Origin of the sequence: Meiothermus taiwanensis WR-220, from assembly GCF_003568585.1 — a bacterium.
Lineage (GTDB): Bacteria > Deinococcota > Deinococci > Deinococcales > Thermaceae > Meiothermus > Meiothermus taiwanensis.
In genome coordinates this window covers 847,258-861,367 of record NZ_CP021130.1, presented here as the reverse complement: position 1 = coordinate 861,367, position 14,110 = coordinate 847,258, and the positions used below count along the sequence as shown (strand labels likewise).

Below are 14,110 nucleotides of genomic sequence, written 5' to 3'. Positions count from 1 at the left end.
GCGAAGCTGGAGGCATGCGCAGAGGCCCCTGGTTTTTACTCTTGGCCTGCTTTGCCTTTCTGGGGCTGGCCCAGGCGCAAAACCCCTTTTCGGTGGGAATGGCCTATGCGGCAGAGACCCAGCAGCCGGGCCTGCAACCCGAACGACCCCCCTGGGATCGGCTGCTCTTTGGCCCGGCCCCGGAGGGCTACCGGGGTCTGGCGATCTCCGCCCGGCTTCTGGCCTGGAGCGTGCCCTGGAGCCTGGTGGGCTCCATCGTTGGGCTTACGAGCGAGGACCCCTGGCAGCGCTCGTTCTGGCTCACCCACTCGGTCTGGGCGGCGGTGAACTCCGGGATTGCCCTGGTGGGGCTGCTAGGGCCTGAGCCCGAAAAAAGCCAGCTACGCAACCTGCTGTATATCAATGCCGGTCTCGATCTGCTTTACATCGCCGGTGGCGTCGCGCTGGCCCTACAGCCCGACCCCCGCAGCCAGGGGGCCGGGTGGGCCATCGCCTTGCAGGGGGCCTGGTTGTTGCTGTTCGATCTGTTCAACGCTCTGGCCCTGGAAAGCCCATAAGCATGGGTTAGGCGTATCCCAGAATTTCTTTGCGTTTCTGGCCCCAGGCCAGGGCGCTGGCGATGCCCTCGTCAATCGAGTGTTCGGCCTTCCAGCCCAGGAGCTCCAGGGCCCGGTCGGCGTTGGCGTAGGCCCCGGCCACATCGCCGGGGCGGGGTGGGGCCTCGCGCTTGGGGATGGGCTGCCCGTAGACCCGTTCGAAGGCGGCCACCAGCTCCTTGACGGTGACGCCGTGGCCGGTGCCCAGGTTGATGGCCACGTAAGGGCTGCCCACCTTCTCGATGACCTCGTCGAACCGCTCCACCGCTTTGACGTGGGCCATGGCCAGATCCCACACGTGGATGTAGTCGCGGATGCCCGAGCCGTCGCGGGTGGGCCAGTTTACGCCGGTGATGGTGAACTCGGGCAGCTTGCCCAGGGCCACGTCCACCATCCGGCCCAGCACGTGGCTGGGTTCGCGCACGTGGATGCCCGAGCGCAGCCTGGGGTCGGCCCCGATGGGGTTGAAGTAGCGCAGGGCAATGCCGCGCAGACGGGTGGCCCTGGAGAGATCCTCCAGCACCATCTCCATCATGTACTTGGTGCGGGCGTAGGGGGAGCTGGGCTTGAGCGGCGAGGTCTCGGTGACCTTGAACCCCGGCACCGCGTCGTAGATGGAGGCCGAGGAGCTGAAGACCACCCGGGGGTAGCCGAGCTCCTCCAGGTTTTTGAAGAGCTCGAGGCTCTTGCAGACGTTTTCGCGGTAGTAGAGGTAGGGCTTTTCCACCGACTCCGGCACCACAATCCGCGCGGCGCAGTGGATGGTGCTGTGGATCTCGGGGTGCTCGCGGAAGATGCGTTCTAAAAGGCCCCGGTCGGCGATGTCGCCCTCGTAGAAAATTTTGCCCTCGGTAAAGGCCCTAGGCCCGGTGACCAGCGAGTCCAGGATGACCGGGGTATGGCCGGTATCGAGGAGTGCGTGGGCGATGGTGCTGCCGATATACCCTGCTCCGCCTGTAATCAGAACCTTCATGCTGCCGATTCTACCGGTAAAAGCCTTAGTATCTGTAACTATGGGTGCGCTGGACGGTATCAAGATTCTCGATCTCTCCCGGGTGCTGGCCGGCCCTTTCTGTACCCAGATGCTGGCCGACCTGGGGGCCGAGGTTTGGAAGATCGAACCCCCCAAAGGGGATGAGACCCGGCACTGGGGCCCGCCTTTTGTACGCCCGGGGGGCGAGGGCTGGGAGGTGGCCGCCGAGGGGGAGAGTGCGTACTACCTCTCCTGCAACCGGGGCAAGAAGAGCCTGGTGGTCAACCTCAAAGACCCCAGGGGCCAGCGGCTGGTGCAAGACCTGGCCCGGCAGGCCGATGTGTTGGTGGAGAACTACAAGACCGGCGACCTGGCCCGCTACGGCCTGGACTACCCGAGCCTCTCCCGGCTGAACCCAGGGCTCGTCTACCTTTCCATCACCGGCTACGGCCAGACCGGCCCGCGTGCCCAGGAACCCGGCTACGACGTGGCGGTGCAGGGCCTGTGCGGCATCATGTCGGTTACGGGGGAGCCGGAGGGCCCGCCCATGCGGGTGCCGGTGGCCTGGATCGACCTGATGACCGGGCTATATGGGGCGGTGGCGGTGCTGGCCGCCTTGCAGGAACGGGCCAGAAGCGGGCTGGGGCAGCACATCGACCTGGCCTTGTTCGACGTGGGGCTTTCGGCCATGGTCAACCTGGCCCAGAGCTACCTGCTCACCGGCCGGCTGCCCGAGCGGCTGGGCAACGCCCACCCCCAGATTGTCCCCTATGGTGCGTTTGCCGCGGCGGACGGCTGGTTTATGCTGACCATCGGCAACGACGAGCAGTACCGGCGGGTCTGCGAGGCCATAGGGCATCCGGAGCTGTGGGAAGACCCGCGCTTTCAGACCAACGCCGGCCGGGTCACCCACCGCGCCGAGCTGTTGCCCAGACTCGAGGCCATCCTGCGCACCCGCCCCCGCAAGGAGTGGCTCGAGCGCTTCACCCAGGCCGGGGTTCCGGTCACGCCGGTGAACAATCTGGCCGAGGCGCTGGCCGAGCCCCAGGCCCAGGCCCGGGGTATGGTCCAGAACGTCGAGCACCCCACCCTGGGCTCGCTTCCCCTGCTCGGCTCCCCGCTGGCCCACTTCTCCCGCACCCCCGCCGGGGTCCGGGGACACCCACCGCTTCTGGGCGAGCACACCCAGGAAGTGCTGCACACGGCCCTGAATCTTTCTTTTGAGGAGATAAGCGAGCTGGAAGCCGCCGGGGTGGTCAAGACCCACCGAGGGTAGCCCAGCAGGCCCAGCCAACACCGCGGCGGTTCCGTATACTGAGGCGGAACTATGTACAGGCGACTTTTGTGGCTTATGGGTTTGCTGATTCTGGCCTCCTGCGTGCCGGTCAACCAGGTACAGCAGGTGCAGGGGCTCTCGGGGCCGGTGCGCATTACCTTCGACCAGTGGGGGGTTCCGCACATCCGGGCCCAGGCCAGCGATATGGACGTGTTTTTCGCGCAGGGCTATGTGCACGCGCGCGACCGGCTTTTTCAGATGGAGCTGGGCCGCCGGGCCGCGCAGGGGCGGCTGGCTGAAATTCTAGGCAGTGGGGCCATCGAGCAGGATCGCTTCTTCCGCACCTGGGGCTTCTACCGGGCCGCCCTGGCCGCCCTCCCCCACCACAGCGAGTTCACCCGCCGGGCCTTGGAGGCCTACGCCGCAGGGGTCAATCAGTTCATCCGCGAGGGCCGCCTGCCCCTTCCCTTTGCCCTGCTGGGCTTCACCCCCGAGCCCTGGACCCCCGCCGACACCCTGGCCTGGGGCAAGCTGCAGTCCTACGACTTGGGGCAGGTCTGGCAGGACGAGATCGACAACACCTTCATCCTGAACAAGGTGGGCCTCGAGGGCTTCAACGACCTGCGCGGGGCCTATCCGCAGGGCTGGCCCACCATCCTGCAGCCCGAGGATGTGCAGGGCCGTCTACCACCCTCGCCCCCAGCGCAGACCACCCTACCCGAGCCCCTGCTGGCCTCACTGCAGCGGCTGGCCGAGTTTTCCGCGCAGCTCAGCATTGCTCCGCGGAACCCCGACCAGGGCTCCAACAACTGGGTGCTGAGCGGTGCGCGCACCACCACCGGCAAGCCGATGCTGGCCAACGACCCCCACCTGCGGCTGCAAAACCCCGCGCTGTGGTACATCGCCGACCTGCGCGGCCCCAGTTACAACGCTATTGGGGCCACCATTCCGGGCGTGCCGGGGGTGTTTCTGGGGCGCAACGACCGGGTGGCCTGGGGGGCCACCAACGTGCGGCCCGATGTGATGGATCTGTTTGTGCTGGATCTGGAGGGGGAGTCGTACCGCACCCCGCTGGGCCTGGTTCCGCTACGGGTTCGGCAGGAGACCATCCGGGTGCGGGGGGCCGACCCGGTGACCATCACCGTGCGGGAAAGCGAGTACGGCCCGGTGATCTCCGACCTGGGCCCGGCCTTCCGGCGGCCCGGCCTCACGGCGGGTGCCGCCATCGCTGCGGAACATCAGGCGGTTTCGGTGCGCTGGACGGGCCTCGAGCCCCAGGACACCACCCTGGACGCCTACCTGGGCATGAACCGCGCACAAAACGCCGAGGAGTTTCGCCAGGCCCTGAGGCGCTACGTGGCCCCCATGCAGAACTTTGTGTATGCCGATGTGGAGGGTAACATCGGCTATTTTGCGCCGGGCTGGATTCCGGTGCGCGACTGGGATGGGCGCTTCCCGGCCAGCGCCAGCAAGGGGCAGCGGTGGAAGGGCTACCTGCCCTTTGAACGGCTGCCCCAGGTGGTCAATCCCAGGGAAGGGTTTGTCTCGAGCGCCAACAACCGGGTGCTGCCGCACGGGGGGCCGGACATCTCCAGCTACACCACCGAGGTCTTCCGCGCCCAGCGCATCCGAGAGCTGATCCTGGCCACGCCCAAAGCCAGCCTCGAGGAGATGGCCCGCTGGCAGGGCGATACCTACTCCATCATCGCCCGCGAGCTATTGCCGGGCCTGCTGGCCCTACAGCCCCAGAGCGAGGCGGCCCGGCGCCTGCAAAACGCCGTGCGCAACTGGGACCTGCGGGCCGAGCTGGACTCGGTGGGGGCCACGGCCTTTGCCTTCTACTACCGCGAGATTTCCCGGATGCTGGAAGACGAGCTGGGCCTGCGCTACCCGCCGGTGCCCTATACCTTTGTCAAAACCCTGCGCGAGGATGGCCGCTGGTGCCGGAATGAAAGCGCGGGCATTCAAAACTGCGCGCAGTTTATGGCCCAGGCCCTGGAGAAAGCCGGGGCCGAGCTCGAGCGCCGCCTGGGCCCCGACCCCTCCGGCTGGCAGTGGGGCCGGCTGCACCAGGCCAGCCTAACCTCCCCCCTGGCCTCCACACCCCTTATTGGCGGCCTGTTCAACCGCACCCTCCCCACCCCCGGCTCGATGCACACTGTGAACGTTGCCAACTACAACCAGGACACCTTCCTGCACACCTCGGGGGCCAGCCTGCGCACCCTCTTCGACCTTTCCGATCCCGACAACAGCCGCATCGTCTACCCCATGGGCCAGTCCGCCGACCTGTTCAGCCCGCACTTCGACGACCTGCTGTGGCTCTGGCGCGACAAGCAGTACATCCCCCTCAGCACCCGCCCGGCCGACTGGGGGCGCACCTGGACGCTCGAGCTGAGGCCGTAGGCCCCTCCCGTACAATCGAGGCGTGCAGTCCCTACCGCACCCCTACATCCCCGCCCAGGCCTCCGAAGGCTCGGTGCTGCGGGCCAGGGCCATGCAAAGCTATCTGCTGGACCTGCGTAAGGGCCTGGCGGACTACGCCCCGATACCGCCCGTGCACCTGATGGTGCTGGACGAGGCCGACTGGGCAGCCCGGGTCAGACACCCCTACGGCTTCCCCTTCCAGCGCACCAGCCTGCGAGAAGGGCTGTACCTGTTCCTTCCAGCCCGCTACCCCGAGCGCCTGATCTGGCGGCTGCGCGAGGCCCTGGTTCCGGCCATCCAGCGGGCCGGCCGACCGCCGGGCCAGCCGGGTGATTTCCTCGACCTCAACCTGGGCCACGAGTATGCCCACGCCGTGGCCGTGGCCTGGAAGCTGCGCACCCGGGTTCGCTGGGTGGACGAGTTTCTGGCCAATTACCTTTACCTCTTAGCGCTTCAAGGGGCCTTGCCGGAGCTGTACCCCAAGGCCAAGCAGTGGGGCCTGCTGCTGGCCCAGCTCACCCCCAGCGAGCCCAGTCTGGGCAGCTATGAGCGCAAACCCAAGCGGCTTTCCGATCAGCTCTGGTTCCAGGGCCAGTTTACCACCGAGGCCGCGCGGCTGGTGGAGGAAAAGGGCGATGCCTTGCTGTGCGGTTTGCTAGAGGCCGCCCCGCTCAAGAAATCCACGGTGCACAAGCTGCTGGTGGGCCTCGAGCCCCATCTGCGCGACTGGTTTGCCAGCTTTGCGCCTCCAAAGAGGCCTGTAACCAAGGGGCTGGGGTGGGAGGAGGTGGGCTCCTGAGCAACCCACCCCGCACCGGTCAGCAATTTATCTGGGCGGGGCCACGTCGCCGGGTTTGCCATCCGATACCAGCTTGCGCACCCAGTCGACAAAGCGCACATCCCCTACCCTGGTGGTGTAGAACTCAGGCCGCCCGATGATGCAGTGCTGGTTGCCCGGGGCCAGGTAGCTGTAGAAGTTGGGGGCCGATTGTTTGATGGAAGCCAGGTTGGCCAGGGCGCCCTGTACCCATTGTTGGGCAATTTCCGGGGTGGGGCGCGGCTGGCCCACAATCAGGCTGTAGAAGAAGATCTGTACCTCATCGGCCAGGGTGCTGTACTGAGCAAAACTGCGGTTGGGGTAGGCCCTGGCAAAGATCCGGTACAGATCGGTGGAGCCTAGCTGGGCGGGCTCGAGGCCCCCGATCCAGCCTGGAAGCGCACCCTGGATCCCCCAGGCCCTCGAGGCCACCGGGAAGAACGAGGCCGGGGCCACACCCAGGGCGGCATCCCCGAGCTGCGCCACCTGGGCCTGGGGATACCGGCGCATGAAGTAGGGGGCCCACATAATCGAGCCGTAGCCGCCCGCGCTGCAACCGGTAACAAATATGTTCTGCGGATTGGGGATGTTGTTGAAGACCCAGAGCACCGCCTGGCGGGCGTTGACAGCCCCTTTGTGCTGAATGGTCAGATCGCCGTAGCGGGCCGTGTTGTTGCCCCAGTGCAGATCGGCAGTGCAGTAGGGCACGAAGACGTGCGTCCAGTCACGGAAGGGGTTTTCGGGGTTACTGCGGTTGAAAATCCCCTGGCCGGCCTGCAAGTCCTGAAGCTGCAGGCGGGTGGTATAAAGGCGGGACTGGGGGTTGCAGGTAGCAGCATCCCAGCAGGCCCCACCCCCCTGAAAATTGACAACCACCTTGTCGGCGGCCCCCGGGGACACGTAAAAACGCCAGGGGGAGCCATCCGAGCAAACCGCCGCCCCCCGGGGCGAACCTCCTGCCAGCCTGCCGGAGCCTGGGCCAGGGCAAAAGCAAAAACCACAACCAGCGCCGTCAACCAACGTTGCATACTGCCTCCTTGGTATAAGCTTATAGCAATTTCTCTGAAATGCTTTAAACTCTGCAAGGGCGGCCTTCAACTTAGGCCGTCCGGAGGTGAAAGATGAAAAAACTGCTAGTATTGTTGGTAGCCATGGTCTTAGGTGGGGCTTTTGCCCAGGGACGCTTCTTCGGCGAAGTGGCCAGCGGAAATGTAAACCTGGTGCCCAACTTTAGCCTGAGCGCCGCTGCCCGTATGGGGGCCGAGAACGTGCTAGGCCCGCTGGCCCTGCGGGGTGGGTTCGAGCTGCAAACCAGCAACGCGGGCACTGCTTTTGGCATTAGCGCAGACGCGCTCTACTTCCTTCGCAACCCCGGGATGGACTTCTACTTCGGGGGTGGGCTGGGCCTGCTAGCTGGGGGCAGCACCGTATTTGTTCTCTCCGGCGCGGCCGGCCTCGAGCTCCCCGTAAGCGGCAACATCAACTTCCTTGTTGAGCTGAAGCCCGAACTTTATTTTGCCGGTGGCAACAGCCAGTTTGCCCTTGGCGTGGAGGTCGGGCCGCGGGTGTACTTCCGCTAAACCCAAACACCAGACCCATAACCAGGGATTCCCAATCCCTGGTTTTCTTATTCGTAGCGCAGGGCCTCGATGGGGTCGAGCGCCGCCGCCCGCGCTGCGGGCCAGACCCCAAAGAACAGACCCACCAGTGCGCTCACCGCCAGGGCCAGCAGCACCGTCGCCGGGTTGAGGATGAAAACTTTGAAGAACGGCACCGTCGCGGTGATCAAAAGCAGCAGCCCCGCTGCCAGCACCACGCCCAGCAGTCCCCCCACCAGGGTGAGCACCACCGCTTCGATCAGAAACTGCTGGCGGATCTGGCTCGAGGTCGCCCCCAGGGCTTTGCGCAGGCCAATCTCGCGGGTGCGCTCGGTTACGCTTACCAGCATGATGTTCATGATGCCAATGCCGCCCACCAGGAGCGAAAGCCCGGCGATGGCCCCCAGCAGCGCCTGCAAAATTAGGGTGATGGAGCGCAGGGTATCCTGGAAGCTCTCGGTGGAGGCAATCTGATACTTGCCCTTGCCGTAGCGGCCCTCGAAGATGCGCTGCACCTGGCGGGTCACCTGCCTGGCATCAGCTCCTTTTTTGAGGGAGAGCACCACAAAATCGTACTGGCCCTTGCGGGCAGTGGGCGAGGTGTTCCAGATGAGCTCGTTGGGAACGTAAACGGTCGCCGCCGCCCCCAGCCCGCCAAAAAGCCCCCCGGGGGGTTGCAAGACCCCCACCACGGTGAGCTCGAGGCGGGCTCCATTCGGGTAGAAGAGCCGGGCCACCTGGCCCACCGCCTCGCGACCAGGGAACAGATCCCGGGCGGCCCGGTCGGACAGCACCGCCACCGCCAGCCCTCCCCGCGCTTCAGCCTGGCTGAAGTAGCGTCCCCTGGCCAGCTTGTTGGTGGGATCGAGCCGGGGCAGGTCGCCGGGCGTGCCCTGGAGCTGGATGGAGCGCCGTGTGCCGGGCCGGGCCTCGTACTGCGCACTGGTGAAAAGCTGCGGAATAACCGAGGCCGGCAGGGTTTGCAAAGCCAGGATGTCCTCCTCGCGGATAGGCGCGGTACTGAAGTCCTGGCCCTCATTGAAGTTGGGCTGTACGAAAATCGAACGGCCCGCGATGGCCTCTAAATCCTGGGTGATGCCGGCGGTAGCCATCTGACCCAGCGAGATCATGGCTGTAACGGCAAAAACCCCAATCACAATGCCCAGCAAAGCCAGAAAGCTGCGCAGCTTGTTGCCCCACAGCGACTCGAAGGCCATGCGGAAGTTCTCGAGCGGGTTCATACCGGGCTGGCCTCCACGCACCGACCTGAGGGGGGTGTCCCTGGCTGGACTCATACCATACCTCCATCGGCCACCCGGCCATCGCGCAGCCGCACGATGCGCTGGGCCCGGGCCCCCACATCGGGCTCGTGGGTCACCATCACAATGGTTTTGCCCTGGCGATGCAGGGCATCGAACAGCCCCAGAATCTCGTCGGAAGACCTGGAGTCGAGGTTACCGGTGGGCTCGTCGGCCAGGAGCAGGTCGGGCTCCTGCACCAGGGCCCGGGCAATGGCCACCCGCTGCTTCTGCCCACCCGAAAGCTCGGAGGGCAGGTGGTCGAGACGGTCGCCCAAACCCACCGCCTCGAGCGCCGCTTTGGCCCGCTTAAGCCGCTCCGCCAGGGGCAGCCCCCGGTAAACCAAGGGCAGGGCCACGTTGTGCAGGGCGGTCAGGCGCGGCAGCAGGAAAAACGCCTGGAACACAAACCCCACCCGCTGGTTGCGGATGCGGGCCAGTTGGGCCTCGCTCAGGCCGCGCACCGGCTCGCCCCCCAGGCGGTACTCGCCCTCGGTGGGCGTGTCGAGCAGGCCGATGATGTGCATCAGGGTAGACTTGCCCGAGCCCGAAGGCCCCATCAGGGCCACATACTCGCCGGGGTAGATGGTCAGGTCGACGCCCGAAAGTGCGCGCACCTCCACCGTGCGGGTGCTCGAGCCCGAGCGGTAGACCTTGGTTACGCCCCGCATCTCCACCACCGGCACTTTTTCACGCTGGGAAGCAGCCATCTCTAACCTCACTCCTGCCGCCTGGCATCAGCGCCCCCCGGCCCCGGGCAGGCGGTAGCTGACCTTGCTACCCTCTTTAAGGGTTTCAGGCGGCAGCGAGACCAGCAGGCTGTCCTCGGCCAGCCCCTCCACCGCGGCCTGGGTCAGGTTGCGGGCCTTGAGCACGATGGGCTGTTTGCGCACTGTGCGGCTCTGGGTGTCCACCACCCAGACAAAGCGCTGCCCCTGCTCCTCGACCAGGGCCTCGAGGGGAATCTTGAGCGCGCTGGGCAGGCGCAGGGTGGTGATGTTGGCGGTAGCGGTCAGGCCGGGCCGGGCCAGCGCCTCGGCCTGCGGGTCTAAAAACCGTATAAACACCGGCAAGACCGCGCTCCCCCCGCCAGCGGCCACCTCGGCCTGCACCCCCAGGCGATCCACCTTGCCCTGCAAGGGCTGCTCCGGGGCGGCGTCGAGTTCGATCCGCACCGGCTGACCGGGGCGCACGAAGGGAATCTCGGCCTCGGATAAGCGGGCCTGTACACGCAGGCTCCCAGCCTCCACCAGGCGGATGGCCGGGGCGCTGGGCGAGGTTCCACTGCCGCCGGGCGCGGTGGTCTCGACCCCCACCAGGAAGCCCACGCTCGAGACCACGCCGGCCACCGGGGCCCGCAGCGTGGACTGGGCAATGGTTCGCTCCAGGGCCGCAAGCTCGTTCTGCCGGGCCTGAAGCTGGGCTTGCAGTTCGCGCTGGGTGCTGAGGCGGTTTTGCAGCAGGCTGGTCAACTGGGCCTCGAGGTCTTTCACCTGGCGTTCGGCCTGGCGTACCTCGTTGGCGGCCACCCCACCGGTGGCCAGCAGCGCTTGCAGCAGACTCAGGTTGCGCCGGGCCTCCTGGAGCTGGTTTTGCAAACGGGTGCGGTTGCTGGCAAACTCGGCCTCCTGGGCCTGGATCCGCGCCCGCAGGGCTTGCAAATTCTCGGCGGCGACCCGGCGTTGCGCGGTCTCGTTGACGGTCTCGAGCACCGCCAGCACCTGCCCGGCCTGCACAGCCTGGCCCTCCCGCACCCGCACCTCGGCCACCCGGCCCGGCCTAGGGAAGGTGAGGGTATAAACCCGCGCCTCCACCGTCCCACTAGCCCTTACCTCCCGAATAAACTCACCCTGCTCCACCCGTACCACATTGACTGCAAGGCCCTGCTCAGCCCTCGGGCGCAGCAAACCGAGCAGGGTCAAACCCAGCGACAGGGCCACCACAAGAGCCCAGAACCAACGTTTCATGCTTATTGCCTCCAGTTATAGCCCTAACCCTGGGCCAGGATACCCCACAAGGTAAAAGCCAGCGAAACAGCAGCCACTGCCAGCGTGGCCCAGAGGGCTCGAGCCGGGGCCAGCACCCGCAGGCCCGACCAGATAATCCAGAACGACCAGATGGAACCTAGCATTCCCAGACCCTGCAGCACACGGGTGCCCACCGCAGAACCCACCACCTGCTGGTACTCCCGCTGCCAGGCCCGCACCGCTTCGGCATCGGTCATGGGCGGCACCGGGGGCAGATCGGCGGTTACCGGGAACAAAGCCCCAAAGGGTATCAGCACCAGCCCTACCAGCAAGGCTGGAACATTGGCCCAGCCATACACCTCCCAGGCCCGGCTATCCGGCCCGGCCAGCAGGCGCACAATAAGCCCGCCCAGCCCCCAGAGGATCATGCCAACCACCACCCCGCCCACCAGGGCCAGCACCATCTGCACCACCCAGCCCCCAGGCAGCAGGCCGGGCAGTAATCGGAGTAGCAACACCTGCCCCAGCGAGGCCGCCGTGGTGGCCGCAATCACAATGAAAAAGGGGGCTACCAGGTTGGGCTTGCGCTCGGCCAGGGCTCGAAAAAAGTGGGTGGGTTGCAACAGGACGTCCAGCATAATCACCTCACCTCACAGTCTAAGCCTGCATCAAAACCACTGGGTGGGTTGCGCCGTCGGCCCCAGCTAGTTCGTGCAGCTAGCCCCTGGGCCCACCTCGAGCACCACCCCGCTGGCGCCGTCGAATTCCAGCCGGGTTTCTTCGGAGATAAAACCCCTGGTGCAGCCGGGCTTCAAGGGGGTGTCCTCGAGGCGCGCCTCACCGCCTTGGTACCCAAGGGCATAGGGCTGGGTTCCCTGGGGGCGCAGGGTGTACTGGCCAGCGACCCAGCGCCCGTGCAAGCGGTACTTGCCTCCTTCCAGGCTGCGCTCGCACCCAATACAGACCCCACCGCCGCTCACCTCCACCACCCCACGCACCACCTCGGTGGTGGCTGAAACCACCCCGGCGTCCACCGACCGGCGGTTCAGATCGAACAGATCCTGGGTCAGCCCCAAGGCTGCCAGGGCCACAAAACCAACCCCTACCCAGCGGGCCGTGGGGCTGAAGGTGCCCGTCCACAGGCGATAGCCCGCATAGGCCAGCCAGGCGAATACCAGCCCAAACACCACCCGTTCGAAAGTTCCAAAATGCGCATTGGGCATCTCAGGCCTCCACTTCCTGCCACAAGCGGCTGGCCGCCCAAAAGAGCGGCACCATCAGCGCCAACGAAAGCACAAAGCCTTCGGTCGGCAGACCGGGAAAGCTCTCCCACAACCCCCGCACCGCGGGGTTCTGCTCGAAGGTGGGCGCCGGCAGCCGCCACGGTGGCAAAAGCTTGTAAAACAGGTCGCCAAAAAGCCGCACACTCCACTCCAGCACCTGGCCCATACCCACCACACCCATCACCAAAGCGATCAGGGTGGCTTTACCCGGGGTATAGGCCGTCACCCAGAGCCCCAGGAAAAGCGCCGGAACCACCAGCGCCAGCCCCCCCAAAGCGTAAAGCCAGAGGCTAGCCCCCAGGCCCAGGGGCAGGCCCATCCCCACCTGGGCCAGCCAGAAAGTCATAATGAGCCACACCGCCCCGTTAAAGAGGCTCAGTACGGCCCCACCAAAAACCGCCTTGGCGGCCAGGTGCAGCCAGGCCGGCTGAGGCGAGCCCAGCAACAACGACCAGCGACCCGCGCGGTATTCACGCCAAAAATCCTGGGCCAGCCCCACCAGCAGCACAGTGTTTACACACATAGCAAAAAACGCCGTCGTAGAGACCACGGCGATGGCCGACTCGAGGTTGCTCCCTGTCCAGGCAAAGATCTGGCGGGCCAGCAAAAACCAGGCCGCCACCCCCAGCAAGAGCCCCAGTCCAAATACACCAAACTTACGCAGCTCGAGCCAGATCAGAGTCGAAAACGTGTTGATCAAGTGAACCTCCTCCTAAGGTTGGGGTTAGGCCCCGCCCATGCGCCAATCCGCGTCTTCCACACCCTCAAGCTCATTCTTGGCAGCTCCGTCAGGCCAGCACCTCGATAAAGGCGTCCTTCACGCTCTGCCCCCGGGCCCGCAAGTCCTCGGCCAGGGCATCCAGGGCCAGGCGGCCCTCCTTCAAGAGCAGCACCCGCTCAAAAATCCCCTCGGCCTCGCTCACCTCGTGGGTTGAGAGCACCAAGCAGGCCTCCTCCCGCCACTCCAGCACCAGGCTTTTGAGGATGCGGTCGCGCGAGATCACGTCTATGCCCGAGAGCGGTTCGTCGAGTAAGAACAGCCGGGCGTCGCGGGCCAGCACCATGGCCAGTCGCAGACGGGCCCGTTGCCCCCGCGACATCGCGCGGTAGCTCTGCTGCGGCACCTCCAGGAAGGCCAGCAGTTCGCGGTAGCGCCTGGGGTTGAAGTCGGGGTACAGCCCCCGCATAAAACGTTCGGCATCGCCGGGGGTCATCCAGGCGTACAGGTTGTCGGCGTCGGAGAGATAAGCAATCTGGCCCCGGTTCTCGCGTGGGCTTTTTCCCAGCACTTCCACCCGGCCCTGGGTGGGAAAGAGCATCCCGGCCAGGAGCTTGAGGGTGGTGGTCTTGCCCGAGCCGTTCAGGCCCAAGAGCCCCACCGCCTGCCCTGGGTAGAGCTCGAGGCTCAGGTCGTGCACCCCCTCGGTTTTACCGTAGCGCTTGGTCACGCCAATGAGTCGGGCCAACATCACCGCACCTCCCCGCCGCTGTTGGCGCCCAGGCTTCTAAGGGCTTTTAGGGCCTCCTCGAGGCCCAGCCCCAGGCTCTGTACCTCCGACCAGAAGCGCTGGGCGGCCTCTTGCAGAATGCGAAGCCGGATGCCCTCCACGTTTACATCCTCCCGCACAAAAGTACCCAGGCCCCGCCGGGTCTCGGTGATCTGGGCCATCTCGAGCTGGCTGTAGGCGTGTATCACCGTGTTGGGGTTGACCTTCAAGGCCGCCGCCAGCTCCCGCGCCGAGGGCAGCTTATCCCCTGGCTTCATCTTCCCACTAGCCAGCATCCGCTCCACCCCCCGCACGATCTGCGCATAAATCGGCCCTGCTTCCACGTCCAAGTCCCACAATCGAGCCACCTCCTTAGTGCACTAGCTATCTA

At 65.9% G+C, this 14,110-nt stretch carries 15 protein-coding genes; 5 read left to right on the top strand and 10 right to left on the bottom strand.

Annotation, left to right across the window (positions count from 1 at the left end; all coding sequences use genetic code 11):
• Window positions 1-14 precede the first annotated feature (14 nt).
• On the top strand, window positions 15-557 hold the full coding sequence (locus MTAI_RS04355) for a DUF6992 family protein (protein WP_027887144.1): 543 nt from the start codon (window positions 15-17) through the stop codon (window positions 555-557).
• A gap of 7 nt (window positions 558-564) precedes the next feature.
• Here MTAI_RS04355 and galE read toward each other — a convergent pair whose 3' ends face one another.
• Window positions 565-1,569, bottom strand: a complete 1,005-nt coding sequence (gene galE, locus MTAI_RS04350; RefSeq protein WP_027887143.1) for a UDP-glucose 4-epimerase GalE — start codon at window positions 1,567-1,569, stop codon at window positions 565-567.
• A 40-nt stretch (window positions 1,570-1,609) separates the two neighbouring features.
• Between galE and MTAI_RS04345 the strand changes: the two genes are divergently transcribed.
• Genes MTAI_RS04345 through MTAI_RS04335 form a run of 3 tightly spaced genes read left to right on the top strand, consistent with a single transcriptional unit; the run spans window position 1,610 to window position 6,068 of the window.
• On the top strand, window positions 1,610-2,845 hold the full coding sequence (locus tag MTAI_RS04345) for a CaiB/BaiF CoA transferase family protein (protein ID WP_027887142.1): 1,236 nt from the start codon (window positions 1,610-1,612) through the stop codon (window positions 2,843-2,845).
• A 51-nt stretch (window positions 2,846-2,896) separates the two neighbouring features.
• Window positions 2,897-5,248: a penicillin acylase family protein gene (locus tag MTAI_RS04340; RefSeq protein WP_027887141.1), complete on the top strand. Its 2,352-nt coding sequence runs from the start codon at window positions 2,897-2,899 to the stop codon at window positions 5,246-5,248.
• 22 nt (window positions 5,249-5,270) lie between these two features.
• Window positions 5,271-6,068, top strand: a complete 798-nt coding sequence (locus MTAI_RS04335; RefSeq protein ID WP_027887140.1) for a hypothetical protein — start codon at window positions 5,271-5,273, stop codon at window positions 6,066-6,068.
• A gap of 27 nt (window positions 6,069-6,095) precedes the next feature.
• Here the strand turns inward: MTAI_RS04335 and MTAI_RS04330 are convergent, their stop codons facing one another.
• Complete coding sequence (locus MTAI_RS04330; RefSeq protein ID WP_241768715.1) at window positions 6,096-6,986, bottom strand: pectin acetylesterase-family hydrolase; 891 nt, start codon at window positions 6,984-6,986, stop codon at window positions 6,096-6,098.
• A 221-nt stretch (window positions 6,987-7,207) separates the two neighbouring features.
• Between MTAI_RS04330 and MTAI_RS04325 the strand changes: the two genes are divergently transcribed.
• Window positions 7,208-7,666 carry a hypothetical protein gene (locus tag MTAI_RS04325; protein ID WP_027887139.1) on the top strand — a complete coding sequence of 153 codons (459 nt, stop codon included), beginning with the start codon at window positions 7,208-7,210 and terminating at the stop codon, window positions 7,664-7,666.
• 47 nt (window positions 7,667-7,713) lie between these two features.
• On the opposite strand, the gene MTAI_RS04320 is transcribed toward MTAI_RS04325, so the two are convergent.
• From MTAI_RS04320 to MTAI_RS04285, 8 genes are all read right to left on the bottom strand, one after another.
• Window positions 7,714-8,979: an ABC transporter permease gene (locus MTAI_RS04320; protein ID WP_027887138.1), complete on the bottom strand. Its 1,266-nt coding sequence runs from the start codon at window positions 8,977-8,979 to the stop codon at window positions 7,714-7,716.
• On the bottom strand, window positions 8,976-9,692 hold the full coding sequence (locus MTAI_RS04315; protein WP_187388594.1) for an ABC transporter ATP-binding protein: 717 nt from the start codon (window positions 9,690-9,692) through the stop codon (window positions 8,976-8,978). The genes MTAI_RS04320 and MTAI_RS04315 overlap by 4 nt, the downstream gene beginning before the upstream one ends.
• Window positions 9,693-9,719: 27 nt before the next feature.
• Complete coding sequence (locus MTAI_RS04310; RefSeq protein WP_013014401.1) at window positions 9,720-10,949, bottom strand: efflux RND transporter periplasmic adaptor subunit; 1,230 nt, start codon at window positions 10,947-10,949, stop codon at window positions 9,720-9,722.
• 23 nt (window positions 10,950-10,972) lie between these two features.
• A complete protein-coding gene (locus MTAI_RS04305) occupies window positions 10,973-11,587 on the bottom strand; it encodes a YIP1 family protein (protein ID WP_013014402.1) in 615 nt (204 codons plus the stop codon).
• Between the two features lie 66 nt (window positions 11,588-11,653).
• Complete coding sequence (locus tag MTAI_RS04300) at window positions 11,654-12,172, bottom strand: hypothetical protein (RefSeq protein WP_013014403.1); 519 nt, start codon at window positions 12,170-12,172, stop codon at window positions 11,654-11,656.
• Window position 12,173: 1 nt separating this feature from the next.
• Window positions 12,174-12,932: a hypothetical protein gene (locus tag MTAI_RS04295; protein WP_013014404.1), complete on the bottom strand. Its 759-nt coding sequence runs from the start codon at window positions 12,930-12,932 to the stop codon at window positions 12,174-12,176.
• 88 nt (window positions 12,933-13,020) lie between these two features.
• Window positions 13,021-13,701, bottom strand: coding sequence for an ABC transporter ATP-binding protein (locus tag MTAI_RS04290; RefSeq protein WP_013014405.1), 681 nt, complete (start codon window positions 13,699-13,701; stop codon window positions 13,021-13,023).
• Window positions 13,701-14,087, bottom strand: a complete 387-nt coding sequence (locus tag MTAI_RS04285; protein WP_235438215.1) for a GntR family transcriptional regulator — start codon at window positions 14,085-14,087, stop codon at window positions 13,701-13,703. The genes MTAI_RS04290 and MTAI_RS04285 overlap by 1 nt, the downstream gene beginning before the upstream one ends.
• Window positions 14,088-14,110 lie beyond the last annotated feature (23 nt).

Bases quoted from the DNA above. Each gene is read 5' to 3' on its own strand.
- MTAI_RS04310 (WP_013014401.1), bottom strand. From the start codon at position 10,949: ATGAAACGTTGGTTCTGGGCTCTTGTGGTGGCCCTGTCGCTGGGTTTG.
- MTAI_RS04300 (WP_013014403.1), bottom strand. From the start codon at position 12,172: ATGCCCAATGCGCATTTTGGAACTTTCGAACGGGTGGTGTTTGGGCTG.
- MTAI_RS04355 (WP_027887144.1), top strand. From the start codon at position 15: ATGCGCAGAGGCCCCTGGTTTTTACTCTTGGCCTGCTTTGCCTTTCTG.
- MTAI_RS04305 (WP_013014402.1), bottom strand. From the start codon at position 11,587: ATGCTGGACGTCCTGTTGCAACCCACCCACTTTTTTCGAGCCCTGGCC.
- MTAI_RS04345 (WP_027887142.1), top strand. From the start codon at position 1,610: ATGGGTGCGCTGGACGGTATCAAGATTCTCGATCTCTCCCGGGTGCTG.
- MTAI_RS04325 (WP_027887139.1), top strand. From the start codon at position 7,208: ATGAAAAAACTGCTAGTATTGTTGGTAGCCATGGTCTTAGGTGGGGCT.
- MTAI_RS04290 (WP_013014405.1), bottom strand. From the start codon at position 13,701: ATGTTGGCCCGACTCATTGGCGTGACCAAGCGCTACGGTAAAACCGAG.
- MTAI_RS04320 (WP_027887138.1), bottom strand. From the start codon at position 8,979: ATGAGTCCAGCCAGGGACACCCCCCTCAGGTCGGTGCGTGGAGGCCAG.
- galE (WP_027887143.1), bottom strand. From the start codon at position 1,569: ATGAAGGTTCTGATTACAGGCGGAGCAGGGTATATCGGCAGCACCATC.
- MTAI_RS04340 (WP_027887141.1), top strand. From the start codon at position 2,897: ATGTACAGGCGACTTTTGTGGCTTATGGGTTTGCTGATTCTGGCCTCC.
- MTAI_RS04315 (WP_187388594.1), bottom strand. From the start codon at position 9,692: ATGGCTGCTTCCCAGCGTGAAAAAGTGCCGGTGGTGGAGATGCGGGGC.